The following is a 25,973-nucleotide window of genomic DNA, read 5'->3' as shown; positions in this document are numbered from 1 at the left end:
CGAAGCGGTAAATGATCCTTTTGAAATTCTGATTTGAATGCTGATCGTTTTTTAACAAAATCCTGGCGGGTTCTTCCCTGCTGGGATTTTTGTAGGTATCCGTGGAAGGATTGAGAGCCGTTGGTGAGAAGGGATATTTTTTGTGCAAAAATTTGTGAGGAGAAAAGAACTGCAGGCTACTTACTGGCTACGTAGAGACTCTCCAAATCTTCAGCAGACTTGCCGGCATATACCAGACGGCCATTTCGTAAAATAGCAGCTTGATGCGAAAGTTTTTCCGCCAATCCGATGATATGGGTGGATAACAGAATGAGAGCCCCCCGCGAGCAGTATTGCTGCAATGTATCGCGCACGATCATGACTTGATCTGGATCAAGCCCGTTGGTCGGCTCATCCAGGAGAAGGATATCCGGTTCGTGCAGCAGTTGAGATGCCAATGCGACCCGCCTGGCCGTTCCTTGGGATAAAGTGCCTATCGGGTAGTTGCTGTAGGATTCCAGCAAAAAATGCTTGAGCCAGTACTGTATAGACTCCTCCAGCTGATCAGGGGAGACATTGCGCAGTTGGCCGATGAGTCGCATTATTTCGATCACGGTCAGGAAGGGGTACTGAAACGGAAACTCCATCATGTAGCCAATACGTTTTTTATATTGCTGATCCTGCCAATGCACCACTTGCTGGTTGAGCAAAATGCTGCCTTGCTGGGTCGGCTTCATCCCTGCCAGCAAATGCAATAACGTCGTTTTACCTGCTCCGTTGGGGCCGAGCAGGACCGTAATTTCTCCTCCCTGCAGGGTCCAGTCGATGTTGTGCAGGATGCGCTTGCCTCCGTACGCATAGCTGACTTGCTTCAATTGCAGGGACAGTGCTATGTTTTTTTCCATCTAATTCATCTCTCCTCATATTGAAAATTTGACAGGAAGACTGCTAGGCACGCGGCGGTAAAGCCGATAAAATCCTAGTTGTATAGCTGTGGAGACGAATAAAAATAAAACTAGATGCGCTTGCTGCAAATATATTAGCAAAAACATGCAAAGGGTAATTAACAGCTGGGCGGGCAGCGAAATACGCCCTTGAGTTGTAAAGTGATATCCAGCCAGCAAACTGAATGAAACAAACGTGGAGGTGAGCAGAAGGCTCTGCGCGCATAACTCGGAAACCGACCCTGCCGTCCAAGACCAAGCTATACGGGATTGCCAGACTAAGGTATGAACGATTGACGCACTTATGCCTATCGCCCCATAAAAAAGCCATTTTGCCCGTAACAATCTATGCCAGGCGTCCAAGGTAACGGTGTATAACGCTAGTCCCCGGCCTTCGTTGATAAAGCTACTGGTCACCCAAACGTCGCTGACCAGCCAGACGAGTAAGGCTGCACCTATTGGAATTATAATCGGGCTATCGACGGCTGAGTAGTAGGTGAATAGCTGTAGCAAACATAAAATAATAAGTAAAGGAAACATATCTTTGAAGCGGGTTAGAAAATAAATCTCTTTGCGTAGTAGCGGATAGCGGGACAGGATATGCTGTTTGGCGCGGGATTCAGCCGGCGGCGCCGCGCTCATCATTAGTGGCCAAGTGAAATGTGACGCTCGGAAAGCGACGGTGCATTGCAGAGTGGCCACGACAATTGCAACAATCCCCCGGATTGCAGGCATCAGGGGCAGCATCATAATCGAAAGATCAAGCGCTAGTACGGCTAATATCAGCAATGCTAAAGATAGCGCTCTGGCTTTTCGCTCTCTTGCCATTCCTGTAAGCGCCACGAAGCAATAAACACCGAGTTCTGCATAAGAGAGTCCGAGCAGCAGCATTAGGAATGCTTGTCCGATGCTATAAGACGGGGACCAGAACAACTGACCCAGCAGCATCCAGACTATCGCTAGAACAAACGGGGACTTTTTCCAAATCATATATGATGTAAAAAGCTAGGACCTCGTCCTAGCGACCATAAGAATCGCATTTCCGCCATCATCAGGCTGGCGGAAAACAGACTGATGCCAACGATCATGCCAATTAGCCCCCAACATGCCGTTATAAATGTGGCTGAGAAGCCTTTGGCGGCTAACATTGTAGTGAGCTGATACAGCCCGCGGGGCAGCAAAAGGAGGAGCAACAGCATTAAAACACTATCACGCCATGTGATCTGCTTTATCCGGACAAGATAAACGGATGCGTAAAGCTTAAAGCTTGAGCTCATTCTAACTTTCCCCTTCCGATGATATAACAATCATATCCATATAAAGAATTTTGTTCAACATTAATAGTTAAAGAGAACGTTTCGGATTGAATATTATGATTCTCAAAGAAGTTATATGGGACGTAAAAAATCGTGGACTGACTCCTAAGCTGTAAAAATCCTAAACTTTTGAAGGTATAAACTATATTTTATTACAAGAAATATAGAGGAGTCCCTTGATAAAATAATAATTGCAAACGCTTTCAATTACAGTAATGGAAGGAAGTGATATTGCAGCATCGGCCTGTTGGGGGCTGCACAGCAGCATCGCAAGACGACATGCAATTTAACCAATAAGGAGGAGTGTTCAATGAAAGCAAAGAGAATGAAGTTGTTTGCCGCATTTTTACTCTGTTTTACGCTTGCACTTCCTGGGGCAGTGCATGCGCAGACGATCACCAGCAATTCGGTCGGTACGCATGACGGTTATGACTATGAATACTGGAAGGACAGCGGGAATGGAACTATGGTTCTCGGTAGTGGCGGTACGTTCAGTGCCGAGTGGAGCAATATCAATAATATTCTGTTCCGTAAAGGCAAGAAGTTCAATGAGACGCAGACCCATCAGCAAATTGGAAACATTTCCATAACCTATGGTGCCACCTACCAACCGAATGGCAATTCGTATTTAACGGTCTATGGCTGGACGGTTGACCCCCTCGTCGAATATTACATTGTCGATAGCTGGGGCAGCTGGCGTCCGCCTGGAGCATCGCCAAAGGGGACTGTTAACGTTGACGGAGGAACGTATGACATTTATGAGACAACTCGTGTCAACCAGCCTTCCATTAAAGGCACGGCAACCTTCAAGCAGTATTGGAGTGTCCGGACGTCAAAACGGACGAGCGGAACCATATCTGTAAGCGAGCACTTTAAGGCCTGGGAGAAATTGGGGATGACCATGGGCAAGATGTATGAAGTCGCGCTTACGGTTGAAGGCTATCAAAGCAGTGGAAGCGCTAATGTGTATAGCCATACACTGACGATCGGCGGGGGAACAACACCTCCACCAACCACAGGCACAAAGATCGAAGCCGAGAGTATGACCAAAAGCGGACAATACACTGGGAATATCAGCTCGCCGTTCAACGGAGTCGCTTTGTATGCCAACAATGATTCCGTGAAATTCACGCATAATTTCACGACCGGCACCCATAACTTCTCACTCCGGGGGGCATCAAACAACTCCAATATGGCCCGGGTTGACCTGAAAATCGGCGGGCAGACGAAGGGGACCTTCTATTTCGGCGGAAGCAGCCCTGCGGTCTATACTCTGAATAATGTCAGCCATGGAACCGGAAATCAAGAGGTTGAACTCGTTGTAACCGCCGATAACGGAACATGGGATGCTTTCATTGATTATCTCGAGATCCATTAATCTGATGAAGCGGTAAATAATCCTTTGAGCTTATGAATTGAATTCTGATCGTCTTTTCCAAACATGATCCCGGCGGGACGTCCCACCGGGATTTTTCTATGGATTAATTAATTTGAAGAATTTTGCAACAAGCTGCACGGATGCCTCGTCTGTTTTATACAAATGGGGGATGGTGTGATAATGAGCTAGGAGCATAATTAATTATTTCATTAACGTTATTTTGGAATATGGGATCTTTCGTGGATGAATTTAACTTGAGCCCGAATATTGTGAATGGGGGGGTGGCTGTCCATGGATTGGTTTAGATTAAACGCAATAATGATTAATTTAGCTAAATATCGTTAATTGCTTATCATAATAATGGGAATACCCTATGCCTAGAAACTTTTGCTCCAATGGTTCTTCAGTCAGGTCATATAGATATATCAATTGTTGACACCCAGAATTCAACCATTTAAAGGTAATTAAATTATGCTCGTCTATGGCAAGTAAGTTCTCATCTGAAGCCAGAATGACCACGATTTTATTCGTATTTAAATCTAGTATGGCTCGTCTCCCATGATCAAGTGTTTCAACGGAAAACAGCTGGCTGTTTATATACAACGGTTCGCTCAGGGTGGATTCATATTCAAAAACCTTCTGCAAACCGGAATGAACGTTGTACTTCATGCCGCTAGTTTTGTTCTTGTCAAAATCCGCCACTGTATAGATTAGCTCAGCTTCATTGTAGTCATATGAAATGATAGACTTTTGCGAATTGCAATGCTCTATTAAAATTTTATCGAGCGCTTCTAAGGAGCGGCCAGCTTTTATATTGCGGAAAAAGCTTTCCTTCTCGAACGCCATAACTTGTTCTGTTAATATGTCTAATGCAGAATTTTTGTTTTTCCAAACTTCATATTTTTCTGTCCAATGGAATCCCCCGGTGATAAGAATAATTTGTTCATGATGAGGATGGATGGATGAGTCCTTTATTTTGAAAATTCTTTCGATTCCAGGGACGCCCTCTAAGCCAAGGTTAAGCATCATGTTGTAATAGGCTTCTTCTTTAAAGTCTATCAGCAGTAAATGCGTAGTTTCAAAAGTCTCTGAAGTCGAGCAGCCAAATAGACAGTAGCGTTCGTCGATCCCCTTCATTTCCGTTCTGTTTATAGTAGCGTCTCCAGTCATGTCGGCAAGGGGCACGATGATTTCCGATGAATGAATAGGGGAGAAATTCAATCTATGAATATGAAGAAATGTATCCTTTTGCGAGTAACGACAATAATAAAGAGCTCCGCTGCTTATCATTCCCGAGAAATCGTTTGCAGGATAGTGGAGAGGATACGTGTGGATCGTATTTGATCGGGTATTGTGAAGCAGAAGCTTCTTCATTATTATTCTGGCATCGATTTCATCAGGGTCGTCAACTTCTACATAATAGACGTTTTCATCGCCGTGCTTTCCTAGAAAAAAAATCGCGGTATCATGAAATCCGGTTACCCGTAAAATATGGAGCATGTTGATTACCTGCCTTACTACATATTCCTTCCTAGCTTCAAGCTTCAAAATTCATGCGAATAAGGAGAAAAAAGATGAAAAAACAGAGCTGTCTTGTCATTCTTTTCGTTATTGGCCTGGTCCTCCTTACTAGTTGTAATAGTGATAGTAACAAATCCGAGGCTAGCCCAAATAACAACCAAATAATAGCAAGAAACACGGATGCTAGCAATACTGGTGCTAGCAATATTGGTGCTAGCAATACTGATGTCAGCAACACTGAACCTGAGGACGGACCTTCCGAATCCATGTTTAGAATCGAAATGCAGGTTCCCGAAGAGATTAAAGCAGGACAATCATTTGAGGTAAAAGGATTTCTGATAAATACAAGTAATCACGACTGGGACATTTTCCACGGTGCGGGTATGTTCACTTATGCCATTTATGATGATCAAGGAGAATTAGTGCCAAGAAATGAGAAAATGATCGCGGTTAATGATATAGGAATTGGTACAACACTTAAACCGAATAGTAAATATAATTACGATGGCCAGGGACATGTTAGCACTAAATTATATGAACTAAAAGTAAATAAGCGAGGGCAGTATGAAATAATTTGCCAAGCTGAATTTAGCATAAATTACAACGATAAAGTTTATGAATTTCAAATCCAATCGGACCCTCAAGCGATCAAAGTACAGTAGCTGGTAAAAAGACAACTTCCCCGCAGTTGTCTTGAACGATTAACACGGTTACGTTTAAAACAACATCTGTTAAAAAAATTTCAATTTATTATCCTGAATTTATGGAAGCACCCGAAACCAGCATTCAAGCTCGGGATAGGATGATTACAAAAGTCATTAACAAGGAGGAGGCTGCCCATGGCAATCCAAATAAAGGAATTGAGCGAGACAGATGGCCAGGACATTTTTGACATGATTCAAGAGATAGGCTTAGGGGAGAATAGCTTTACAACCAATTTTCCCGACAAAGATTTCGAGGAGTTTAAGAGAAGCTGCCTCGAATGGTTCAGATTTCAGAGGGAATAGAGCTTCCTGAGGGCTATGTGCCTCAAACCATTTATTGGCTGTATGTTGACGGAAAACCTGTAGCCTACGGAAAGTTAAGACACCAGCTAAATGAGAAGCTGCGAGTGTATGGAGGCCATGTAGGATACATTGTTAGGCCGACGGAGAGAGGTAAAGGATATGGCAAGCTTTTTCTAAGTGAAATGATTAAGCAAGCAAAGAAACTAGAAATTGAACAATTATTAATTACTTGTAATGAAGACAATGTCCCTTCCAGAAAAGTAATCGAGAGCAATCATGGACAGCTTGAATCCGTAACCGATGGAATCTGCCGCTACTGGATAAAATGATAAGCGAGTCAGCCCAAAATCAATGATGAAGGGATGCAAGCATGAAGAGATATAGAAGCTGATCCGGAAGGCTGTATATTATGGATTCCTATGATAAGTTGCTAAGTGCCTGGGAAACAAGTTTTAAAGAACGGGATATAGAGACGACCTATGGCCAGACCCATATGATTATCGCTGGGGATCCCCAGCATCCGCCTTTGCTGCTTTTTCATGGAACAGCCGATAATTCTGCAATGATGTGGGTCTATAACATCAAGGAGCTGGCGGAAAAATTTTACGTTATCGCCGTTGATGCCATCGGGGGTTCGGGGAAAAGCGAGCCCAATTTAAACTATGGCCATCAATTCGATCAAGTCCGTTGGATCGACGAAATTGTAAGCGTTTTAGATATGGAATCCCTAAATGTCTGCGGAGTTTCGTACGGTGCATATTTATCTTACTATTACACCTTAAAAAGGCCCGATAAGGTAAATAAGGCTATATGCTTGGCAGGCAGAATTCCCTCAAGTCAATTTGAAATAATGTCGAAAATGATGGCGGCTTTTTTGCCGGAGGCCTTGCTTCCATCGGAGAAGCATTGCAAGAAACTGCTGAGGAAACTGAGCGGTCCTAATTATATAAAATTTGCAGAGAATGAGGTTTTGATAACGCATTGGTATTATTTGCTGAGGTATTTTAACAATAAATCCATGATGCACCACAAGATTGCCATCATGGATGATGCTGCTGAAATAGCCAAGGCTAGAGGCAAGCTGTTATTTTTAATAGGTAAGTATGATAGACTCAGTAATTATCCACAAGCGATAAAAAAGCTGGAGGATAATGAGCTGAATTACAAGATTATTAAGGATGCAGGACATGCGCTAAATCATGAACTGCCAGAGATTATTAACGAAGAGATTATCTCGTTTTTAACCTGATGTTTGCTAGTAAGTCTGAGAGTACATATTTAATGGAAAGGTGCTGTTATCATGTCACATCCTTTAACGCAAGACAAAGTTGAATTCATTGAAAAGTCAGAATTGGATTATATGCTGGATAGAATGAGAGCGATCCAGGAAAGACCCGGCAATCCTGAGGGGGTCGAAGTGAAGCAATTTGGTGGCGCAGTAGCGCTATACAGCGAAACAATGCCTTGGCCGGCGTTCAATACGGTTAAAGGCATTAGCGCTGATGAGCTTGAGTTGCTCGACGAGATTATCGACTTCTATAGAGTAAGGAAACGCAAGGCGCAATTTGAAATTGTACCCTCCCGAGTGAATCAGAGTCTTTTGCTTGGGCTTGCCCAGAGAGGATTTTATCAGTCCGGGTTCCACACATCGCTATATTATCCGATAGAGGATCAAGCTGTTATTGAAGTGAACGATATTCGCATTCGGGAGATGACCGAGGATGAATTCATCATGTATGCAACAATTCATTGCCGCAGTACCGGGCTTTCCGATGATGGCATTCCCCATGTAGCCCAAAATAATCAAGTTCTGTATGGCAGGCCAGGCTGGAAATTTTTCATAGCAATGAAGGATGAAATTCCTGCAGCTGCAGGTGTCATGCATATGAATAATTCGGTGGCATCATTAACTTTTGCTGGAACACTGCCGGAGTGTCGTCATTCTGGACTTCATCAGGCACTAATCCGAAGACGAATCTATGAAGCGGTCATGAACAAATGCGATATGGTAGTAAGTCAGGCTGGCTTCTTAACCCAAAGTCATAGAAATATGGAGAGTGTCGGCATGAGAATAGGATATGTGAGAACAACTTGGACAGAGCAGCCTTAATAGGTACAGCAGTGAATTCAAGCGCATCTAACCTTTCGCCTCTGTATATTCAGATGTATAATCATGGAAGATGCTTGAATCCACCGATGCCTCAACCAGGGATTAGAGCTATCCTTGGGTGGGGCATTTGTGTGTGTAGAGAGGAGGGGGAGATTTTTTGATTAGAAAATTAATGGTTGGAGCGATTTTAAGCCTTGTAATAGCTTTATTAGCAGGCTTCCTTTGGGACTGGAAGCAAGCCATGAACGTATCGGGAGGAGCAGGGATTATTTTGCTGCTGTTGGCCGGCATTTTTAATGGAGCTCTTATTAGCGGGGATCGAATGAGAGCGAACCAAGGGGCCGAAACGGCAGAGAATAAAGAGTTTAGAAGCAAGCTATCCTCGACATTCTTTATATTTGGCTTCCCATTTCTCCTAACTGCTGCAGCCATTTTTTTTATTACTAAATAAATCAAATTTAATCCTGATCCTATAACTAGGGAATTATCAATTAATGAACAGAGGAGAAATAACAGCCATGTGGCGTCGATTTTTTTCGTATTACCGGCCTTATAAAGGCTTATTTATTCTAGATTTCAGCTGCGCGGTCATCGCGGGTGTTCTGGAGCTTGGATTCCCGCTAGCCGTAAGCAAGTTTATCGACGATCTGCTGCCGGGAGGAAACTGGAGCATGATCGTGCTTGCAAGCGTTGGACTGCTGTGCGTTTACGCTCTAAACACGGTTTTGAACTATATCGTCACCTACTGGGGACATATGCTCGGCATCAATATTGAGACCGATATGCGGCGAAAAATGTTTGAGCATATCCAGAAGCTGTCGTTCCGGTTTTTCGACAATCACAAAACGGGGCATCTGGTCGGTAGAGTGACGAATGATTTGAACGAAATCGGTGAGCTAGCACATCACGGCCCGGAAGACGTGTTTATTGCTGTCATGACCCTTGCAGGTTCTTTTTCGCTTATGGCTTATATAAATCTCGAGCTTGCGCTGCTCACCTTCATTATCATCCCGATCATGGCTTGGCTGATTATCGTGTTCGGGGGAAGGATGACCAGCACCTATCGCCGCTTGTTCGCCAATGTCGGTAATTTCAACGCCCGGATCGAAGAGAACGTCGGCGGAATCCGCGTCGTTCAATCGTTCGCGAACGAAGAGCACGAGAAGCAGCTGTTCGCGGCAGACAACCGCAATTTCCGCGAGACGAAGCTGATGGCTTACAAGACGATGGCCAGAAGCATTTCGGTCAGCTACATGCTGATGAGGCTTATCACTATTTTCGTCATGGTGTGCGGGGCCTGGTTTTATATCCAAGGCAAGATTGAACTGGGCGAATTTATGGCCTTTATACTATTATCGAATATTTTCTTCCGTCCGATTGAGAAGATCAACGCCGTAATCGAGAGTTATCCGAAGGGCATCGCCGGGTTCAAGAGGTACACAGAGATTCTGGATACCGAACCGGATATTGCGGATAGGGAGGATGCCGTCGCGGTCGAGACGCTGCGAGGCGATATTCGCTTCGAAAATGTAACGTTCGGTTATGAGCCAGGTCGAAATATTCTGGATGGAATCAATCTGTCGATTCGCTCGGGAGAAACGGTTGCGTTTGTCGGTCCTTCAGGCGCTGGAAAAACGACCATTTGCAGCCTTCTGCCGAGGTTCTACGATGTGAACGGAGGACGGATCACCGTCGATGGCATGGATATCCGAGATATGACGCTGCACTCGCTGCGCAAAAATATCGGCATCGTTCAACAAGATGTGTTCCTCTTCTCGGGCACGATCCGGGAAAACATCAAATACGGGGATCTGGAGGCTACCGAAGAGCAAATCTGGGAGGCGGCCAGAAGGGCATCTCTGGAGGAGATGATCGGCCGGTTGCCTGACGGAATGGATACGGTCATTGGCGAGCGGGGCGTGAAGCTGTCTGGAGGTCAGAAGCAGCGGCTTGCCATCGCCAGAATGTTCCTGAAAAATCCGCCGATCTTGATTCTGGACGAGGCGACCTCGGCGCTTGACACCGAGACCGAGGCGGCGATTCAGCAATCGCTGTCTGAGCTGTCGATCGGACGGACGACACTGGTTATCGCCCACCGTCTGGCCACCATCAAAAACGCCGACCGGATCATCGTCATCGACGAGAGCGGTATTGCCGAGCAAGGCCGGCACGCCGAGCTGGTTGCTTCCGGCGGCATCTATAGCAGGCTGCATCAAGCGCAGTACCAGCATGCGTGAGCCGATGAGCTGTCCGAGTAGAAGATTTTTCAATAAGGCCGGTTTGACCGTCCTTTGATTCGCAAATGAAATTTTCCATACTTCTATAGAAAGAGCGAGGCTTATGGTTCGATTTCCAACCAAACCTCGCCCTTTTTTTAAAGCTATAAGAAAAATTTCGCTTGGAGCATAAATTGGCATCAACTTCACACCGTAAACTGCTTCAAGCTTGGGAGGGTTGAGAATAATGTCTGTCATGGGAACGATGCTTGCAATAGCTGTTGCTCTATTCGTTTCCATCCTTCTTGGTCCGGCTGGAGGGGTGGTTCTGATATCTATTATTTTTGGCTTGGTTCTCAGCATGCATTTCAGGAGCCAAGAAATGCACAGCGACATCAAGCGAATCAAGGAAAAGCTGGGAATCAAAGAGAATGAGGATTTTAATATGAGCGATGAAGAAATTGAAGAAGAGCTGCTAAAGGATCTGGAGCAGGAGCAAAATCAGCAGGAGCGAAAGAAACAGGAAGGAAATACGCTGTAAGTTGAGCCGTACTAGCAATCAAATCAGTTCCTTCAATTCGTTCGAAATAGTTTAAGCTGATTCGAAAAAATACGAACAAGCTTTCGCTTTGGTGGTATAATGATGCCATGGAGGTTTATGGACGATGAACGATAGAAGGGTCTGGAAGGGAGACGCGCTCGTGGATCGCCAGCGGAGAGGCTTAGAGCAGCAGCCTGCGTTTGCCGAGATAGAGCTTGGGGAGCCGGAACGGAAGCCGGCAGAGCCCTTGGTGGTGATCCCAGAGCGTGGTGGCCGGGATGTAGATTGGGGGCAGGCTTTCCGCTATGTCTCCCGGGAGCGACAGTTTGTGGAGCAGGCGCGTGAATGGGAATGGAAGAGCGGAGCAGCGGTGGAGTTTGTCCCTTTTCATGCCTACTGGCCTACCTATGAGCAAATGCAGCCAGGACAGCTTAAATGGTATCTGTATTGGCGGGGAGAGGTTCGTTCCGGACGGTATCCAGATACGGATTTGTCTTATCTGTTTGTGTACCTGTATGAGCTGATCCACGGAATCGGCTCGAAGGAACCGACCGAGGGGTATGAGCTGATGCAGCAGGTATGGATAGCCTATCGGGAGCGGTATCCGAAGCTGGACGCATACGTCCGGGAATGGCTTTATGATTACGCGCTGGTGTTCGGGCTGGATATGCCGCCACCTGAGCCGCTGCGGAAGCTCCCCCGGAATTTATCGCCGGAGCTGAGGGAGCTGGAGTGGAAGCGCAGGTTTGCTGCTGAGCCGCTTGCGCTAACCTGGGACATGCTGCGGACGCTGATCGATTACGACGTGGAGAAGAGCCGCTTCTGCACAGGACAAGGGAGAAAGGAATTGCACGCCTATGCCCCGAAGGTGGTGACGCTGGTGGATAGCTATTTATCCAGAACGGAGGGGACAAGGCTCCTGGAGAGGTGTATGCCCCGTGAGTCAAAGGCCAGCAGGGTACTGTTCCGAACCGCAGTATATGATCACGAGTTGTACGGGCGCAGCGTGACGGTAAGCGTGCTTCCGATCAGCGGACATCCTCCGCTGCGCGCGTACTTGACCCAGCTTGTCAGGCTAACGGAGAATCGGCTGCGCGAGTTTACGGGATTTAGAGGAAAGCTGCGGGGAATTACCGTGGAGCCGGAGGTTGATCAACTGGTTACCCGTTTCCTGCGCAAAGAGTTTGAGCAGCGCAAGGCCGAAGGGGCCAAAGCCCGCCTTCCCAGGGTGAAGATCAACGCGGCGAAGCTGCACAGGATTCAGCGGGAATCGGACGAGGTACGGGATATGCTGCTGCTTGAGGAGCAGGCGCTGGAGCAGATGCCTCTTACCGGTATGAGCGGGGAAGAAGCTTTGCCGCCGCAGCCGGCCAAGCCGGTTCGGGAACTGAGCCGGGAGTCAGTAGAGCAGCCGCAGCAGGCGGAGATCGATTTCGAGCGGGGCTGGGCAGAGCTGGAGGAGGCGGACCCGGCACAGGAGAGAACGGCCGAATCGTACCGCGATTCCGAGGAGGATATACAGACGTTCTGTTATCCTAAGGAGCATACGCAGGCGTTTGGTGATTCCGAGGAGAGTACGCAGACGTTCTATCATCCCGGGAAGGATACCCAGCCGTTCGGTGATCCGGTCGGGCCTTCCTCCGCAGCATCTACGCACAGGGATGGCGGCCTCTTGAATGCGGAGCCGAATGGCAGGAGCGGAAGATATATTGAAACCGCGGAGGCGGGGAACGAGACGGAGCTGCCGCAGGAGTGGCGCGAGCTATTTGCCCGGCTGTCCAGCGCGCATATCAGAACATTGGCCGCACTGCTTGATGGAGAGGACGCTGCGGTACGGTTCGGAATTGCCGAGCAGGCCGGCTCCATGCCAGAGCTGCTGCTGGACGAAATTAACGAAATCGCGATGGAATTGATCGGCGATTTGCTCATCGACGGCGAGGAGATCGCGGAGGAGTATAGGGCAGAGCTGGAGGCCTTCTTCGGCAACCCTAGCACAATATGTTCAGATGAATGAGGTGACACCGATGAAACAGGTAACCATACCAAAGCGGCTGACCACGGCGCTGGTGAATTCCCTGACGGCAGGGGTCGTGCCGCGAGTGGGGCTGGAGCATATCGCCGTCGGCCGCAGGGCCGAGGTGGCTTCTATCCTGCAGGATATGGACAATATCGCGGAGGGCGGGGCCGCTTTTCGCCTGATTACCGGACGGTACGGAAGCGGCAAAAGCTTCCTGCTGCAAATGATGCGCAACTATGCGATGGATCGGGGATTTGTAGTTGCGGATGGAGATTTGTCGCCCGAGCGGCGGCTTGTGGGCACGAAAGGGCAAGGGCTCGCAACCTACCGGGAGCTGATGATGAACCTGTCCACCCGAACGAGGCCGGATGGCGGGGCTCTGGAGGCGATGCTGCAGAAGTGGATCTCAACGCTCCAGCAGGAGCTTATGCAGGCAGCCGGGCTGCGCCCTGACGATCCGGCGCTGCAGGAAGCGGTTGAGCTCCGTATTTATGCGGTATGCCAGGAGATGCAGAGCCTGGTGCACGGCTTTGATTTTGCCAAGGTGCTCGCTGCATACTGGAGCGGCTGCAAGCTGGGGGATGACGACCGGAAGGCGGCGGCGCTGCGCTGGCTGCGCGGGGAATTTCCCACACGGACGGAGGCGCGCAAGGAGCTCGGCGTCGGCGTTATCATCGATGATGACAACTGGTACGATTACATGAAGCTGTGGTCCGAGTTTGCGGTACGCATCGGGTATAAGGGGCTGCTGCTGTTCATCGATGAAGGAGTTAACTTGTACAAAATCACGAACAGCATCTCCCGCCAGAGCAACTATGAGAAGCTGCTTACGATGTTTAATGACACGATGCAGGGGAAAGCCCAGTATCTCGGCATCTATCTGGGCGGGACGCCGCAGTTCGTCGAGGATGAGCGCAGGGGGCTGTTCAGCTATGAGGCTCTGCGTTCGCGGCTGATGGATGGCCGCTACAGCAGCGGCTCCCGCAGGACATATACTTCGCCGATTCTTAAGCTGGATATGCTGTCCCATGAGGAAATCCTCATCCTGCTGCAGAAGCTGCGGCATATCCATGCCGTGCATTTTGGCTACGAGGCGCAGCTTGCGGATGAACAGCTGATCGCCTTTATGCAGGCGGCCGTAAACCGGCTGGGCGCCGATGAGCTGCTGACGACCCGCGAGGTGGTGCGGGACTTCATGGATGTGCTGCATATGCTGCATCAGCATGAAGGGCTTTCGTTCGAGGCGCTGCTGGGCGAACGGGAACGGGAGCATGCAGCCACCGCGAACGAGCGCCAGGGCAAGGCGAAGGACGAGCTGGATGACTTCCTGGCGGAGTTTGAGCTATGAGCGGGGCGAAACCTTTTTCCCGCTTGGCGCCCTTCATTCAAGAATATATCTACCGCAAGCAATGGGACAGCCTGCGCGAGGCGCAGATCGAGGCCTGCCGCGTGCTGCTGGATACGCGCCATCATCTGCTGATCGCTTCCGGGACGGCGTCGGGCAAGACGGAGGCGGCTTTTTTTCCCGCGTTGACGGAGCTGTACCACCGTCCTTCCGGTTCTGTGGGCATTCTCTATATCGGGCCGCTCAAGGCGCTGATTAACGACCAGTTTGAGCGCATTACCGAGCTGCTCCGGGAGGGGGAGGTCCCGGTCTGGCATTGGCATGGCGATGTCTCCCAGGCGGAGAAGACAAAGCTTATGCAGCGCCCATCCGGCGTTCTGCAAATTACCCCGGAATCGCTGGAGGGGCTGCTGATGAACCGGCCGAATGCGATTCCTGCCTTGTTCCATGATTTGCGGTACATCATGATTGATGAGGTCCATGCATTCATGGGAGCGGATCGGGGCATTCAGGTGCTGAGCCAGCTGACCCGGCTGGAGCGGATGGCTTCCTGCTCACCGCGCCGAATCGGCCTGTCCGCTACGCTGAGCGATTATGAGTCTGCGGCACGCTGGCTGGGCGCCGGAACCTCTCATCCGGTCGAGGTGGTGTCTCCCCAGGGAGGACGGAGGCTGAAGCTATCCGTGGAGCATTTCTCGTTCCCGGACGCCCGGGATGAGCGGGAGGCCGAGCATTTGGAGCTAGCCAAGCAGCGGTACTACAGCTTCATCTATGACCATACGCATCGTAAAAAAGCACTCGTCTTCACCAACAGCCGCTCGGACGCAGAGCTGACAACGCTGGAGCTGCGGCGGATCGCTGCGAAGCGCGAGGAGCGTGACGTATTCCACGTTCACCACGGAAGCATTTCGGCGATGCTGCGCGAGGAGACCGAAGCAGCACTCCGGTCCGGGCTCGGTCCGGCGGTAGCGGCAGCGACGGTGACGCTGGAGCTCGGCATTGACCTTGGTGAGCTGGAGCGGGTCATTCAGCTCGGCGCGCCGTACAGCTGCTCCAGCTTTGTGCAGCGGCTCGGGCGCTCTGGCCGCCGCAAAGACCAGGCGTCGGAGATGATGTTCCTCTGCGCGGAGGAAGAGGACGAGGAGGCGCAGCTGCCTGCGCGAATGCCGTGGACGCTGCTGCGGGCGATCGCCGTTATCGAGCTGTACGTCCGCGAGCGCTGGGTGGAGCCGCCGGATCTGCGGCGCAAGCCGTTCGGGGTGCTCTACCATCAGACGATGAGCACGCTCAAGAGCATGGGTGAAGCAGAGCCTGCCGAGCTGGCGCGGGCCGTGCTGACCTTGCCGGCTTTTCACGGCATAACGCCGGAGGAGTTCAAGCAGCTTCTTCGTTATTTGCTCCAGACCGATCATATCCAGCAGACGGAGGAAGGCACGCTGATCATCGGGCTCGGCGGCGAGAAGGTTGTAAACAATTTCCGCTTCTATGCGGTGTTTAAGGATGACGAGGAGCATGCGGTATATAACGGCTCCGAGGAGATCGGAAGCATCACAACCGTGCCGCCGCCGGGCTACTGCTTCTCATTGGCCGGCAAGCTGTGGAAGGTGGAGGAGGTGGACAGCAAGCATAAGGCTGTCTACGTCAAGTCCTCCCGCGGCAAGGTGGATACGCTGTGGCTAGGGGCCGGCGGCGACGTCCATACGCGCGTCCTGCAGAAAATGCGCCAGGTGCTGCAGGAGCAGACGCTGTACCCATATTTGGCTGCCGGTGCGGTGAACCGCTTGGAACGAGCGCGCAGACTGGCCCGGGAAAGCGGGCTGCTGCGCAGTACGGTCATTCCGGCGGGCGGCGATTCGCTGTTTATTGTGCCATGGGCGGGAAGCAAACCGTTCCGTACCCTGGAGCGTCTTCTGAAGCATAATCTCGCCGAGCCGATGGGGCTGCGCCAGGTTGTCCCGATGGAGCCGTATTATATGGTCGTGTCGGGCAGGGCTGCTGCGTCGGAGCTGCTGGCAGGCATTCAAGCGGAACTGTCTGCCGCCACGGATCCGCAAGCCTTGCTTAATGCGGATGAAGCGCCGTACCTGGGCAAGTATGATGAATTCGTTCCTCCTGAGCTGGTGCGCGGTGCTTTTGCTGTCGATGGGCTGGATGTGAAGGGACTGGCCAAGGTGCTGGCTTTCGAGCAATCAATATAATACTCGTCCTGCAGAAGGCGCAGATTGGCTCACAGTGGAACCTTAGGTCCTTGCCGGCCGAGAATCCACTGCCGATTAAAAAAACGTTAGGAGCAAATGGATCATGTCATCGTATCAGTATTTGCCAATGACCGGGGAGTACGCTTCGTTAATTGCCAGCTGGAAATATGAAGGTCAATACTCGTTCTATAATTTGGATGGAAGTCCGGAATGCTTATCCGAATTGATGAACGGCGACTATTATTCCGTTCTGGATGAACATGAAGAGCTTGTTGGCTTTATTTGCACGGGGCATTCTGCACGTGTGCCAGGAGGGTACAGCATAAATATTTATAACCGCGGTTGCTTGGATTTAGGCTTGGGATTAAAGCCTCAGTGGACAGGGAAGGGCAGAGGGGTGCATTTTCTAACGAGCAGTTTATGTTTTGTTAGAGAACGATTCGGGCCTTTCGGAATCCAGTTAGTGGTTGCTAAGTTTAATGAACGGGCGATCAAAGTTTACGAGCGCGTTGGATTTAAGAGAGGGCAGTCGTTTATAAGCCCAGTCGGTCATGAGGATGTCGAATTCATAGTTATGCACTATTCCATGTAAGTCACCCCAAATCGCATCCTTTTAATAAAAGCAACGGCCTATGCCTTATTCGCCAAAGTGTGTATAATTATGGAAAATGGAAGTGGTGGGAGGCGAATTAAAAAGCGGGAGGCTGCTACCCCAAACGAACCCGGGGTGAATAATTGTGGATGAAGCTCCGGCGAACCTTGCTCCAGCTTGAGATAAGAGCTTATCTAAGCTGGGGCTTTTTATTTTTTCAAACAGGAGGCGTTCTTTTATGAAAAAAGTGCTTGTATTGGGTTGCGCGGGTTCGGGAAAATCGACTTTTTCTTCACGCCTCGGGCATATAACCGGGCTCTCGGTAATTCATCTTGATTCGTTCTATTGGAAGCCGGGCTGGATCGCGGCTTCCGAAGAGGAGTGGGATCGTACGGTGGATGAATTGCTAAGCCATGATTCCTACATTATGGATGGAAATTACTCCAGAACATTAAACAAACGGCTTGTGGATGCAGATGTGGTCATTTTTTTTGATTTTCCGCGTCTGTTATGCATTTATAGAGCTATTAAACGCAGGATTATCAATCACGGACGAACGAGAGAGGATATGGCACCGGGCTGCAAGGAGAAGCTTGATCTGGAGTTTTTGAGATGGATTTGGAACTTCAGAACGAGAAGCAGAGGCAGAATATTAGAGTCGCTGGAACAAGTCCAAGGACAGAAGCAGGTCATCATTTTTAGAACAACAGGGGAAGTAGAGAAGTATCTGACCGAGATAGAATTGAACGGCCAAGCCCGTATTACATAAAGAGGTGGAGATCCCGCTGGATTTTATGGCATGATTTTGGTTAGAGAGCGCTCCATTCCAAAGGGATTCGTTCATGAAAGAACGAATATTATTTAAGATCTTAGTTGATTTAGTTTATAAGCTGAGTTGATGGAGAGGATGCAGTGTCAATTTATATGAGGAGCGATAATTCATCTTGTATGGACATCAGGATTGTCAATCTGGCTGATCGAGAGGACTGCCTTGATAACGTCAGCCGGTGGTTATGGCAGGAATGGGGAAGTGGCTCGGCCTTTGAATACATCAGATACGCGGTGCAGCATAATACCCAAACAGACCGGATTCCCATGACCTTTGTGGCTATAGCGGATGATGAGCCCATCGGTACGGTATCGCTGTGGATGAATGATTTAAAATGCAGGCAGGATCTGTATCCCTGGGTTGCTAGCTTGTATGTTGCGGAAGCGAAGAGGAGGATGGGGGTCGGGGAAAGGCTGCAGGCCCATGCCATTGATGAAGCCCGAAAATTAGGATATCCGCACTTATATTTATTAACGGATCACGTGGGGTATTATGAGAGATTCGGCTGGGCGTACAAAGAGCTTGCTCCTAAAGGGGATGGGCAATATACAAGGATCTATAGCCTGGATCTGTGAGCGGTGGCCCATTATCGCTCATAGCTATTATTCTTATAAGGATGAATTGCGATGAGAAAAATATGGCTCGGAACGTTTGGCATAGGTTTAATAGTAGTGCTAGTCTTTAGCCTTTCGATATTCATGGGCAGTAAATCGAATGGAATATCCAATTTAAATCTGCATGAGGTCAGGGAGATCGCATGGAAGAGTGTAGAGAACAACCGATATGGGACGATTACGACTCCATGGGAAGAGGCAAGAGTAGAGCTTATTGATTCGAAGGATAGATCAATTGTCCCGATAGATGATGAACAGAGGAAGCAATTGGAGCAGCTTCTGAATGACAATTCCACACTGCTCGCAGTAACATTTCATACGGAACAAGACGGCCTTCTCGGTCCTATTGTACCAATCATCAACCCTAACACGATGAAGGTTATCGGTTTTTATCCTAGATATTAAAACTGAAGATTCTGAGCCGCCAGGAGATTATCCGATGATAAATAATTTAATCACCGTCCAGTGACCCGGCAGCCGGAGACCAGGATTAAAGGGTACGGCAGGTCGTGAAACGTTCTACCGTACCGATTCAGTTGCTCTGAGCAGCTTTATCTGCCTTGGAGTCCCAGGCTACGACATGCTTGGTATTGCTGATTTTCTCATAGAAAAGCTGTGGTTCCCGGCGGATGGCATAAATGACAACATGAATAAAAAAGGCCACATTAACGGCAAATATCATCAATATCACAAATGCGCTGACGGGCTGAGAAATATACTCATCTATGTTAGAGGTGATTTGGTTCATTCCGAAGATCAGCCAGTACAGAATACCATAACGTACGATTAGGGACGGCAAAGAAATTTTGGAGTTTGTCCCCATCCGTGTTAACCGGATTCTTACCACCCATTTGCCAAAGGTAAATCCGCCTGTTAAATAAGGAATGAGCATGAAATAGATCCCTGATGAGAGCAGGAATGAAAACGGCAAACGGAATGCATCCAATAGGATCTGAAGGAGAGACCATAGACAAAAGTCCATCAGATACGCTACCCCTCGTCTGACATAAGTAACGCGTTTGGCTGCAGGATCTACATGAGCGTCCAGACGGTCGACCTTTGGCAGCAGGCTCGAGGTCCAGTCGGCAAGGAGTACCCCGATGATGCCTCCTAGTGTATTCATTAACAGATCGTCAACGTCAAATACCCGATAGGGATGTCTGTAAATGCCGTATAAGCCTGTTAACTGTGTCAGCTCGAAGAACAATGAGAGCAGGAAGGTGAACACAATACAGCGCAGCCATCCAAGACGATAATAATAGCGGAGCACCATGCCGAAGGGCACGGTCAACAGAATATTGAACAGAACCTGAAGAACAGCCCGCTCTTTGAGCAAATGCAGGTAGGTCGCCGGATTATTTATGACGATGGACGTTTCCTTCAGAATGTCATTGATGAAATTAAACGGAACCAGCTGCAGCCCTCCCGATGCCATGGGGAGGTTATCCCTGGAGGCAGGAAACGGCAAGATCACGAGAAAATAGGCGTTCATTAAATACAGCAAAAATAAATATAAAATGAATCCTCTGAATTTGTTGATGTAGCCATACTTGCGATACTGCACAATCAGAAACGGCAGCGTAAATAAGAATGCAGCAATAGGAAATGCGAAAAAAGCGTACTTGATCGGAAACAGATAAGATTGAAGCATAAATGCACCTGCCAAAAATTTCGTTTAGATTTATTATATTCGTACGATTATGATCTCCTGTCAACCTTAATTATATTTAGATTTACTGGTGTGTTTATTATGCTCATGCCTAATAAAAAGGCCGGCCGGAATCGAAAGGATTCAGGCCGGCCTTTGCTTCTTATGCCGTAAAGGATCTTTATCCTTGATACCGTTCGGCTTCACGGGGGAGAAGATTGGCAGCTTTATTTTACGGTAACGGTTAGAATATCGCTCCTCGTAATTCCGCTGCTATTCTCCAGCTCCACCTGGTATTTATACACCCCGGCGGCTTTGCCTTCGATTCTGGTCACCGCCGACTGGGCGTGTGGAGTAGAAGCGGCCAGGTTCTGGGTGTCGATCAGAACGCCGTCCTCATAAAGACGGTAGACCGTGGCGTTCGTGCCCCACCACAGATTCATGGTCAGCTCGTAGCTGCCATCGCCATCCCAATTGTCGTCCGACAGCACCGGCTTGGCTGGCACTGCATGCTTCACCGTCACGGTCCTGGCTTCACATTGAGTCGTACCGAACGGGTTGATAAGCTCGCAGGTGTAGATATAGGTGCCGTTCGGCCGGCCCGCAATTTCCGTTGAAGCTGTCTGGTAGGAAGGGGAATTGTCAGTCAGCTTCTGTGTGCCAATCAGCTGCCCGTTCTCGTAAAGCTTGTATTCACTGCCATTATTGCCCCACCACATATTCATCGTAATGGTATAGTTTCCGTCCAGCAGGCCAGTATTATATCCATGATTATCGGTTAATACCGGCTTGCCCGGAGCCCCGGTCGCCTTAACCGGCTCTTCCGGTTCATTTGGTGCGCCTACATAGCTTATTAACGGAGCCTTAGGCTGCTCCATGCCAACTCCAAGGAAGAAGCTCGGATGCGGCGGCTGGTTGTAGCCGACGTTCTGCCAGGCGATTCCGAGGCGATAGACCGGATCGTGCATCAAGGTGCGAAGCTTGTGCTCCGTTGGATCCACGGTGGTGTAGACGCGCAGCTCTGTGCTGTCCTCGGAGCGCCAGATGACCTCTTCGCGCCAGTCGCCGAACAGATCGGCCTGCAGAGCCGGATTTCCCTTAGTATAGTTGTTCGATAAGGTGCCTTCGGCAGTCAGCAGGTTGATGGTTGTTTTGTTCTTGTAATCCCATTTGTCGATCGTGCCTGTACCTGTTTTGGTCTCGCTGTCCCATTTGTGGTCGAGCAGCTCGCGCAGCAGGTCGCCGTCCCACCAGATCCCGAAGTTGGCGGAGGACGGAATCTGTTCGCTGATGAACTCGCCCCGCGCGCTGTAGAGCCCCGTGATCGGAATATGCTCCTCATTTGTAATGGTTGACGCCCACGCTTCTTCGCCCGGGTAATTCGGGTCGATGTCGGCCGTCATGCCGCGGCCGGTATCCTTGCCCGTAAATACGCCCCACAGGATCTCACCGGTAGCCGCATCATGCATCTCCAGCCCGTATTTGGCGCCCGTATGCTCATGCACGCCGAATACCTCCAGGCCGGGGCGAGTCGGGTCGAGATCGCCAAAGTGGAGGGCATCCCCATGCCCAAGGTCTGTGGTGTACAGTATTTTGCCATCGTCATCAATGGTAATGGCGCCGAAGATGATTTCATCCTTGCCGTCATGATCTACATCGCCGACAGACAGATTATGGTTGCCCTGGCCGGCATAGTTCTCGTTACCTTCATCATTCGTATCGAACCGCCATTGCTTTGTTAGTTGGCCGTCCTTGAAGCTGTAGGCGACCAGAACAGTGCGTGTGTAGTAGCCGCGGCTGAAAATAACGCTGGGATGCTCTCCGTCCAGATAAGCGACAGCGGCCAGGTAACGGTCTACCCGGTTGCCATAGGTATCGCCCCATGAACCAACATCCCCGCGCGGCGGGTCATAGTCGACCGTAGATAATTCTGCGCCGGTCTCGCCGTCGAATACAGTGAGGAATTCGTCGCCGAGCAGTACGTAACCTGAGCTGTTCCGGTGGTCTTTAGAGGCATCGCCGATCGCCTTCCCTTGGCCGTCGATGGTTCCGTCCGCCGTCTTCAGCACGACCTCAGCTTTGCCGTCACCATCCAGATCATAGACCAGGAATGGGGAATAGTGCGCTCCGGCCCGGATGTTAGGGCCTAGATTAATGCGCCACAGCTGCGTTCCGTCTAGCTTATACGCGTCCAAATAGACGATTCCGGTGTAGCCGCTCTGCGAATTATCCTTGGCATTGGATGGCGACCACATCAGCACGATTTCGTATTCACCGTCCCCGTCCAAATCGCCGACGCTGGCATCATTTGCTGTATACGTATAAGGCTGGCCGTCCTTGGTATAGGCATCCGCCGGCTTTTGAAGCGGGATCGGCAGATACTGCTGCTGCCACACGCCGAACTCGCGGCTGGCTTCCTGTTCCTTGCCGCCGATGACCGTCGTTATTTTGTATACCGAATGCTCTTTCCCTTTCTTATCCACGAAATTGGTGCTGTCCGCAATTGGCTTATGGTTCACTTTAATCCCGTCCCGATAAATATTGAAGGCGATATCGTCCGGATCCAGGCCGAGCATTCTCCAGCCGATGTAGTTGCCGACCTTCGTCTTAACCGCGACAGGGGCCCGATCCAAATATTCCATCTCTCGGTATAGTGTCGTCACCGCCTCGGTCTTCAGCACGTCCGACAGCTCGGAGATTCCGCCTGCATTGACCGAGGCGACCCGATAATAATAAGGGATTGTCGTCAGCACGGCCGTGTCTGTATAAGCTGCTGTCTTGGTTTTGCCAATTAGCGTATATTCGCCGTCCTCCTTGGCAGCCCGATATACGTTGTAGAACCGAGCTCCCTCCACATCATCCCAGGCGAGCGTAACATCGTTCTTCTGGATGGCTTGAACGACTAGCGACGTCGGCACTGGAGCGAGAGGCTGACTAGGATCGATCATGGTGACGGCTAGTCCGTTCGAGGGAACGGATTCAAATCCGCCGTGGTCGATCGAGGTTACACTGTAAACATAGCTGAGGCCTACATCCGCCGCTGTATCGGCAAAGAATGTATCAGTCGTCTCTCCGAGCAGTTCGGGATGGGCCGCGCCTTCCGTTTGGCGGTACACTCGGTATTTGGCGGCATCCGCAGCGCTTGGCTTCCAGGATAGCTTCGCCACTGCCGGATCGCTTGCCAGCTCCAGCTCATCCAATTGCAGCGAATCCGGCGCAAGCAGGATCGGCGTGATCTCCAGGCCGTTGAGATGCGCCGTTTGTCCGCTGAAGACCAGATTCATCTGTCCGTCGGTAACCGCGATCTGATTAAATACCTTCTCGGCGATATTCTCTTTGCCGGAGGAGACTGTGCCGTAATCTTTGCCTTCGATACTGATGTTGGTTCTCGTAGAGCCGATCCAATCGCCTGTATAAGTCTTGACGGAGTACGAGCCGTTCGGGAGATCGACCTTGAATTCATAGCTTCCGCCAAAATAAATCACGAAATCCCGGCGCAGATCATCTGCTGCATTGCCGCGATCCCGGTCGTCCATGCCTTCGCTTGAGGTCAAGCCGTAGCCGAGCTGCGGCGTATACAGCGTTTGGCGGGTTACCTCTGTATAGCCTTCGGCAACCGGCGCTCCTACTGGGCCGAAATCGTATTTGTATTGGGCGGATTTCGTGCCTATGCGGATTTCATCCGAAGGCTCGGATTCTCCCCGGCCGTTAACGGCGGTTACACGAACAGTATAGGCTGTCCCCTCCAGCATCCCGGTAATTGTAATGGATGGAAGGGTAGAGGTTCCGATCATGTTATAGGCGGATTCGGGCTCCGAAGCCAGCTTGCGGTATACCTTGTAGATTTCTGCTGATTCGGCAGCATCCCACTTCAAGACAGCCCCGGCATTGCTAATGCTGCCAGCCGTTAAGCCCTGGGGCTTGGCCGGCACGCTTTCCGGCTGCTCGGTCTCCCTCACATAGTTCGAAAGCGGCGTTAAACCCAGCTCCCGTATTCCACCGGCAACAAGCCTGGCGATTTGAATTGCACCGTATTCCTGGAAGTGAGTATCGTCTGAAGAGCCGTTGGGAAAAGCTTGGTAAACGCCTGGATCCACGTGCAGGAACACGGAGCGGGCGGCCTCCGGCCCTATGGAGTCGTAATAAGCAACGCTTAGCGCACTTAAGTCGACGACCCTTACATCAAGCTCGTTCGCCACTTCCTTCATGGATTTAACGTAATCTGGAAAGCTAACATTAAACTTGCCTGTAGCGGCATTAAAATCCCTCCGTCCGACGGGCGTGACCAGAATCGGGGTTGCCCCGCGCTGCCTTGCACCAAGAACATAGGATTTCAGATAAATTTGGAAATCCTCCGGGGAGGTATATCGCTCCGGCCGGCTGATCGTTGCATCGTTATGGCCGAATTGGACGAGCAAATAATCGCCGGGCTTGATTGCCCGCAGGATTTCATCCAGCCGGCCTTCATATACGAACGATCTGGAGCTGCGGCCGCCGATCGCCCGATTATCGATGCGTACATCGTCCGTAAAGTAACGGCCGATCATTTGGCCCCAACCCGCCTGCGGCTGCCAATAGGGGTCATAGGTTTGGACCGTAGAATCGCTTGCGAGATAAACGACGGGTTGTTCACCAGGCTGGCGTTCCGGCTGCTTGCGGATGACAAGCGCGTTCATATTCGGGGCCGTACCCGTAAAGTCCAAATTCAACTGACCGTCAATCAAGGCAATTTGAAAATCCATCTCCAAATACTGCCCGGCGGGCTTGGACGTTTGCTGCACCTTCTGCATCGTCTCGGCCGCAATGGCAACGTCCGTTGGACCGTTCTCATCGCCTGCAATAATCGAGATGGTGTAATCGCCGTTTGGAAGATCCACGATGAAAGAGGTGTCTCTCGGTACGACGAAATCGGATTTCAGCGGATGTGCTGTCCCGCGATCCTGTTCGGAGACCTGCGTTGGATCAGCGAAGCCATAACCCCGCTCTTGGGAATATGCCGCAGCTGCCGTAACCGGAATGTATCCGTCTGCAGCCGGACCGGGGCCGAAATCGAAGCGAAGCTCATCGCGATCCAGTATGGATGCAGGTGCATCGTAGACTGAGCTAGTGACTGTGTCAGGCAGAAGTTCAGGCAGCTCTGGCTCATTTGCGCGAGCGTAGGAGCCGAAGGGGAGCAGCGTGGTGAAGAGCATAACCAAGATTAAGAAAATAAGGAATGGATGCCTATAAACGCTGGTTTTCATCATTTGCCATACCCTCTTTCTAATTTAATCTAGCAATCTGTAAGCGGTTACAAGTTATTCGGAAATAGTACCTCTATGTCAATAATAATTGTCCCCCTTTCGCCTGATTTTTTTGAAATATCTGTTAATTACAATTAAGATCATAGCATTTTTACTTGGCAATTAAGGTTCACAAAACCGTTATCTTTCCTTGAAAATCAGACTTTTTGGCGAATCCGGTGCATTCAGGCGATGCATAAAATGGCTTGTGCAGCCGCATCCTAGCATTGGATGGCATAAGAACCGAAGGGGGTGCAGGATACAGCATGAGCAAGGAAAATCAAGGTCTCAGCAAGTATGAAGTACAGCGGACTCCGCTGAATAAAATGCCGGTTCCCGATAAGGAACGGGAAGAGTTTGCCCAAGAAATGGTTGAGGATGCAAAGGCGGCATTCGGACAAGAGCAAGCCAAGCGCGAAGAATAATCCCGCCTGAT

Annotated in this window: 22 protein-coding genes; 17 read left to right on the top strand and 5 right to left on the bottom strand. The window is 50.0% G+C overall.

The genetic code is table 11. The annotated features are described in order from the left end of the window. Positions 1 to 176: 176 nt before the first annotated feature. Both BN2762_RS19785 and BN2762_RS19780 read right to left on the bottom strand, forming a co-directional pair. A complete protein-coding gene (locus BN2762_RS19785; protein WP_055108597.1) occupies positions 177 to 884 on the bottom strand; it encodes an ABC transporter ATP-binding protein in 708 nt (235 codons plus the stop codon). A gap of 15 nt (positions 885 to 899) precedes the next feature. Further along, a complete protein-coding gene (locus tag BN2762_RS19780; protein ID WP_055108596.1) occupies positions 900 to 1,913 on the bottom strand; it encodes a hypothetical protein in 1,014 nt (337 codons plus the stop codon). A gap of 636 nt (positions 1,914 to 2,549) precedes the next feature. Here BN2762_RS19780 and BN2762_RS19770 point away from each other — a divergent pair. After that, the gene (locus BN2762_RS19770; RefSeq protein WP_055108594.1) at positions 2,550 to 3,617 is read left to right on the top strand and encodes a glycoside hydrolase family 11 protein; all 1,068 of its coding nucleotides are present in this window, start codon (positions 2,550 to 2,552) and stop codon (positions 3,615 to 3,617) included. A 327-nt stretch (positions 3,618 to 3,944) separates the two neighbouring features. Here the strand turns inward: BN2762_RS19770 and BN2762_RS19765 are convergent, their stop codons facing one another. Continuing rightward, positions 3,945 to 5,117 (bottom strand): hypothetical protein, encoded by a 1,173-nt coding sequence (locus tag BN2762_RS19765; RefSeq protein WP_055108593.1) that lies wholly within the window; start codon positions 5,115 to 5,117, stop codon positions 3,945 to 3,947. Between the two features lie 74 nt (positions 5,118 to 5,191). Here BN2762_RS19765 and BN2762_RS19760 point away from each other — a divergent pair, with 74 nt between their 5' ends. The 15 genes from BN2762_RS19760 to BN2762_RS19695 all read left to right on the top strand — a co-directional run bounded on the left by BN2762_RS19760 (position 5,192) and on the right by BN2762_RS19695 (position 19,012). Beyond that, complete coding sequence (locus BN2762_RS19760) at positions 5,192 to 5,800, top strand: hypothetical protein (RefSeq protein ID WP_055108592.1); 609 nt, start codon at positions 5,192 to 5,194, stop codon at positions 5,798 to 5,800. A 177-nt stretch (positions 5,801 to 5,977) separates the two neighbouring features. Next, positions 5,978 to 6,145, top strand: a complete 168-nt coding sequence (locus BN2762_RS27850; protein ID WP_230202551.1) for a hypothetical protein — start codon at positions 5,978 to 5,980, stop codon at positions 6,143 to 6,145. Further along, on the top strand, positions 6,121 to 6,474 hold the full coding sequence (locus tag BN2762_RS19755; RefSeq protein WP_230202550.1) for a GNAT family N-acetyltransferase: 354 nt from the start codon (positions 6,121 to 6,123) through the stop codon (positions 6,472 to 6,474). The genes BN2762_RS27850 and BN2762_RS19755 overlap by 25 nt, the downstream gene beginning before the upstream one ends. 80 nt (positions 6,475 to 6,554) lie before the next feature. Continuing rightward, positions 6,555 to 7,394 carry an alpha/beta fold hydrolase gene (locus BN2762_RS19750; RefSeq protein WP_230202549.1) on the top strand — a complete coding sequence of 280 codons (840 nt, stop codon included), beginning with the start codon at positions 6,555 to 6,557 and terminating at the stop codon, positions 7,392 to 7,394. Between the two features lie 51 nt (positions 7,395 to 7,445). Then, on the top strand, positions 7,446 to 8,255 hold the full coding sequence (locus tag BN2762_RS19745; protein WP_055108591.1) for a hypothetical protein: 810 nt from the start codon (positions 7,446 to 7,448) through the stop codon (positions 8,253 to 8,255). Positions 8,256 to 8,412: 157 nt separating this feature from the next. Beyond that, positions 8,413 to 8,706, top strand: coding sequence for a DUF5316 domain-containing protein (locus BN2762_RS19740; RefSeq protein WP_055108590.1), 294 nt, complete (start codon positions 8,413 to 8,415; stop codon positions 8,704 to 8,706). A 67-nt stretch (positions 8,707 to 8,773) separates the two neighbouring features. Next, complete coding sequence (locus tag BN2762_RS19735; protein WP_055108589.1) at positions 8,774 to 10,492, top strand: ABC transporter ATP-binding protein; 1,719 nt, start codon at positions 8,774 to 8,776, stop codon at positions 10,490 to 10,492. A 226-nt stretch (positions 10,493 to 10,718) separates the two neighbouring features. Further along, the gene (locus tag BN2762_RS19730) at positions 10,719 to 11,012 is read left to right on the top strand and encodes a hypothetical protein (RefSeq protein ID WP_055108588.1); all 294 of its coding nucleotides are present in this window, start codon (positions 10,719 to 10,721) and stop codon (positions 11,010 to 11,012) included. A 124-nt stretch (positions 11,013 to 11,136) separates the two neighbouring features. Then, on the top strand, positions 11,137 to 13,026 hold the full coding sequence (locus BN2762_RS19725) for a TerB N-terminal domain-containing protein (RefSeq protein ID WP_055108587.1): 1,890 nt from the start codon (positions 11,137 to 11,139) through the stop codon (positions 13,024 to 13,026). Between the two features lie 10 nt (positions 13,027 to 13,036). Next, entirely contained in the window at positions 13,037 to 14,377 is a 1,341-nt protein-coding gene (locus tag BN2762_RS19720) for an ATP-binding protein (RefSeq protein WP_055110233.1), read from the top strand. Then, positions 14,374 to 16,572 (top strand): DEAD/DEAH box helicase, encoded by a 2,199-nt coding sequence (locus tag BN2762_RS19715; RefSeq protein WP_055108586.1) that lies wholly within the window; start codon positions 14,374 to 14,376, stop codon positions 16,570 to 16,572. The genes BN2762_RS19720 and BN2762_RS19715 overlap by 4 nt, the downstream gene beginning before the upstream one ends. Positions 16,573 to 16,675: 103 nt before the next feature. After that, a complete protein-coding gene (locus BN2762_RS19710) occupies positions 16,676 to 17,164 on the top strand; it encodes a GNAT family N-acetyltransferase (RefSeq protein WP_055108585.1) in 489 nt (162 codons plus the stop codon). Between the two features lie 238 nt (positions 17,165 to 17,402). Further along, complete coding sequence (locus BN2762_RS19705; protein WP_055108584.1) at positions 17,403 to 17,933, top strand: DNA topology modulation protein; 531 nt, start codon at positions 17,403 to 17,405, stop codon at positions 17,931 to 17,933. Between the two features lie 179 nt (positions 17,934 to 18,112). Further along, positions 18,113 to 18,568, top strand: coding sequence for a GNAT family N-acetyltransferase (locus tag BN2762_RS19700; protein ID WP_055108583.1), 456 nt, complete (start codon positions 18,113 to 18,115; stop codon positions 18,566 to 18,568). Between the two features lie 51 nt (positions 18,569 to 18,619). Further along, on the top strand, positions 18,620 to 19,012 hold the full coding sequence (locus BN2762_RS19695) for a hypothetical protein (protein WP_055108582.1): 393 nt from the start codon (positions 18,620 to 18,622) through the stop codon (positions 19,010 to 19,012). A gap of 127 nt (positions 19,013 to 19,139) precedes the next feature. Here the strand turns inward: BN2762_RS19695 and BN2762_RS19690 are convergent, their stop codons facing one another. Both BN2762_RS19690 and BN2762_RS28200 read right to left on the bottom strand, forming a co-directional pair. Next, on the bottom strand, positions 19,140 to 20,258 hold the full coding sequence (locus BN2762_RS19690; protein ID WP_055108581.1) for a VanZ family protein: 1,119 nt from the start codon (positions 20,256 to 20,258) through the stop codon (positions 19,140 to 19,142). Positions 20,259 to 20,482: 224 nt separating this feature from the next. Beyond that, on the bottom strand, positions 20,483 to 25,501 hold the full coding sequence (locus tag BN2762_RS28200) for a rhamnogalacturonan lyase family protein (RefSeq protein ID WP_316246812.1): 5,019 nt from the start codon (positions 25,499 to 25,501) through the stop codon (positions 20,483 to 20,485). A gap of 302 nt (positions 25,502 to 25,803) precedes the next feature. On the opposite strand from BN2762_RS28200, the gene BN2762_RS26990 reads away from it, so the two are divergent. Beyond that, complete coding sequence (locus tag BN2762_RS26990; protein WP_154674774.1) at positions 25,804 to 25,962, top strand: hypothetical protein; 159 nt, start codon at positions 25,804 to 25,806, stop codon at positions 25,960 to 25,962. The last annotated feature ends 11 nt before the right edge of the window (positions 25,963 to 25,973 follow it).

This window comes from Paenibacillus ihumii (assembly GCF_001403875.1).
GTDB classification, from domain to species: domain Bacteria; phylum Bacillota; class Bacilli; order Paenibacillales; family Paenibacillaceae; genus Fontibacillus; species Fontibacillus ihumii.
Note: the sequence above shows the minus strand (reverse complement) of the source record. Positions and strands in the feature narration are given on the sequence as shown.

Coding starts and splice junctions, on each gene's coding strand:
- BN2762_RS19785 (WP_055108597.1), bottom strand. CDS start 884: ATGGAAAAAAACATAGCACTGTCCCTGCAATTGAAGCAAGTCAGCTAT.
- BN2762_RS19780 (WP_055108596.1), bottom strand. CDS start 1,913: ATGATTTGGAAAAAGTCCCCGTTTGTTCTAGCGATAGTCTGGATGCTG.
- BN2762_RS19770 (WP_055108594.1), top strand. CDS start 2,550: ATGAAAGCAAAGAGAATGAAGTTGTTTGCCGCATTTTTACTCTGTTTT.
- BN2762_RS19765 (WP_055108593.1), bottom strand. CDS start 5,117: ATGCTCCATATTTTACGGGTAACCGGATTTCATGATACCGCGATTTTT.
- BN2762_RS19760 (WP_055108592.1), top strand. CDS start 5,192: ATGAAAAAACAGAGCTGTCTTGTCATTCTTTTCGTTATTGGCCTGGTC.
- BN2762_RS27850 (WP_230202551.1), top strand. CDS start 5,978: ATGGCAATCCAAATAAAGGAATTGAGCGAGACAGATGGCCAGGACATT.
- BN2762_RS19755 (WP_230202550.1), top strand. CDS start 6,121: ATGGTTCAGATTTCAGAGGGAATAGAGCTTCCTGAGGGCTATGTGCCT.
- BN2762_RS19750 (WP_230202549.1), top strand. CDS start 6,555: ATGGATTCCTATGATAAGTTGCTAAGTGCCTGGGAAACAAGTTTTAAA.
- BN2762_RS19745 (WP_055108591.1), top strand. CDS start 7,446: ATGTCACATCCTTTAACGCAAGACAAAGTTGAATTCATTGAAAAGTCA.
- BN2762_RS19735 (WP_055108589.1), top strand. CDS start 8,774: ATGTGGCGTCGATTTTTTTCGTATTACCGGCCTTATAAAGGCTTATTT.
- BN2762_RS19730 (WP_055108588.1), top strand. CDS start 10,719: ATGTCTGTCATGGGAACGATGCTTGCAATAGCTGTTGCTCTATTCGTT.
- BN2762_RS19725 (WP_055108587.1), top strand. CDS start 11,137: ATGAACGATAGAAGGGTCTGGAAGGGAGACGCGCTCGTGGATCGCCAG.
- BN2762_RS19720 (WP_055110233.1), top strand. CDS start 13,037: ATGAAACAGGTAACCATACCAAAGCGGCTGACCACGGCGCTGGTGAAT.
- BN2762_RS19715 (WP_055108586.1), top strand. CDS start 14,374: ATGAGCGGGGCGAAACCTTTTTCCCGCTTGGCGCCCTTCATTCAAGAA.
- BN2762_RS19710 (WP_055108585.1), top strand. CDS start 16,676: ATGTCATCGTATCAGTATTTGCCAATGACCGGGGAGTACGCTTCGTTA.
- BN2762_RS19705 (WP_055108584.1), top strand. CDS start 17,403: ATGAAAAAAGTGCTTGTATTGGGTTGCGCGGGTTCGGGAAAATCGACT.
- BN2762_RS19700 (WP_055108583.1), top strand. CDS start 18,113: ATGGACATCAGGATTGTCAATCTGGCTGATCGAGAGGACTGCCTTGAT.
- BN2762_RS19695 (WP_055108582.1), top strand. CDS start 18,620: ATGAGAAAAATATGGCTCGGAACGTTTGGCATAGGTTTAATAGTAGTG.
- BN2762_RS19690 (WP_055108581.1), bottom strand. CDS start 20,258: ATGCTTCAATCTTATCTGTTTCCGATCAAGTACGCTTTTTTCGCATTT.
- BN2762_RS28200 (WP_316246812.1), bottom strand. CDS start 25,501: ATGATGAAAACCAGCGTTTATAGGCATCCATTCCTTATTTTCTTAATC.
- BN2762_RS26990 (WP_154674774.1), top strand. CDS start 25,804: ATGAGCAAGGAAAATCAAGGTCTCAGCAAGTATGAAGTACAGCGGACT.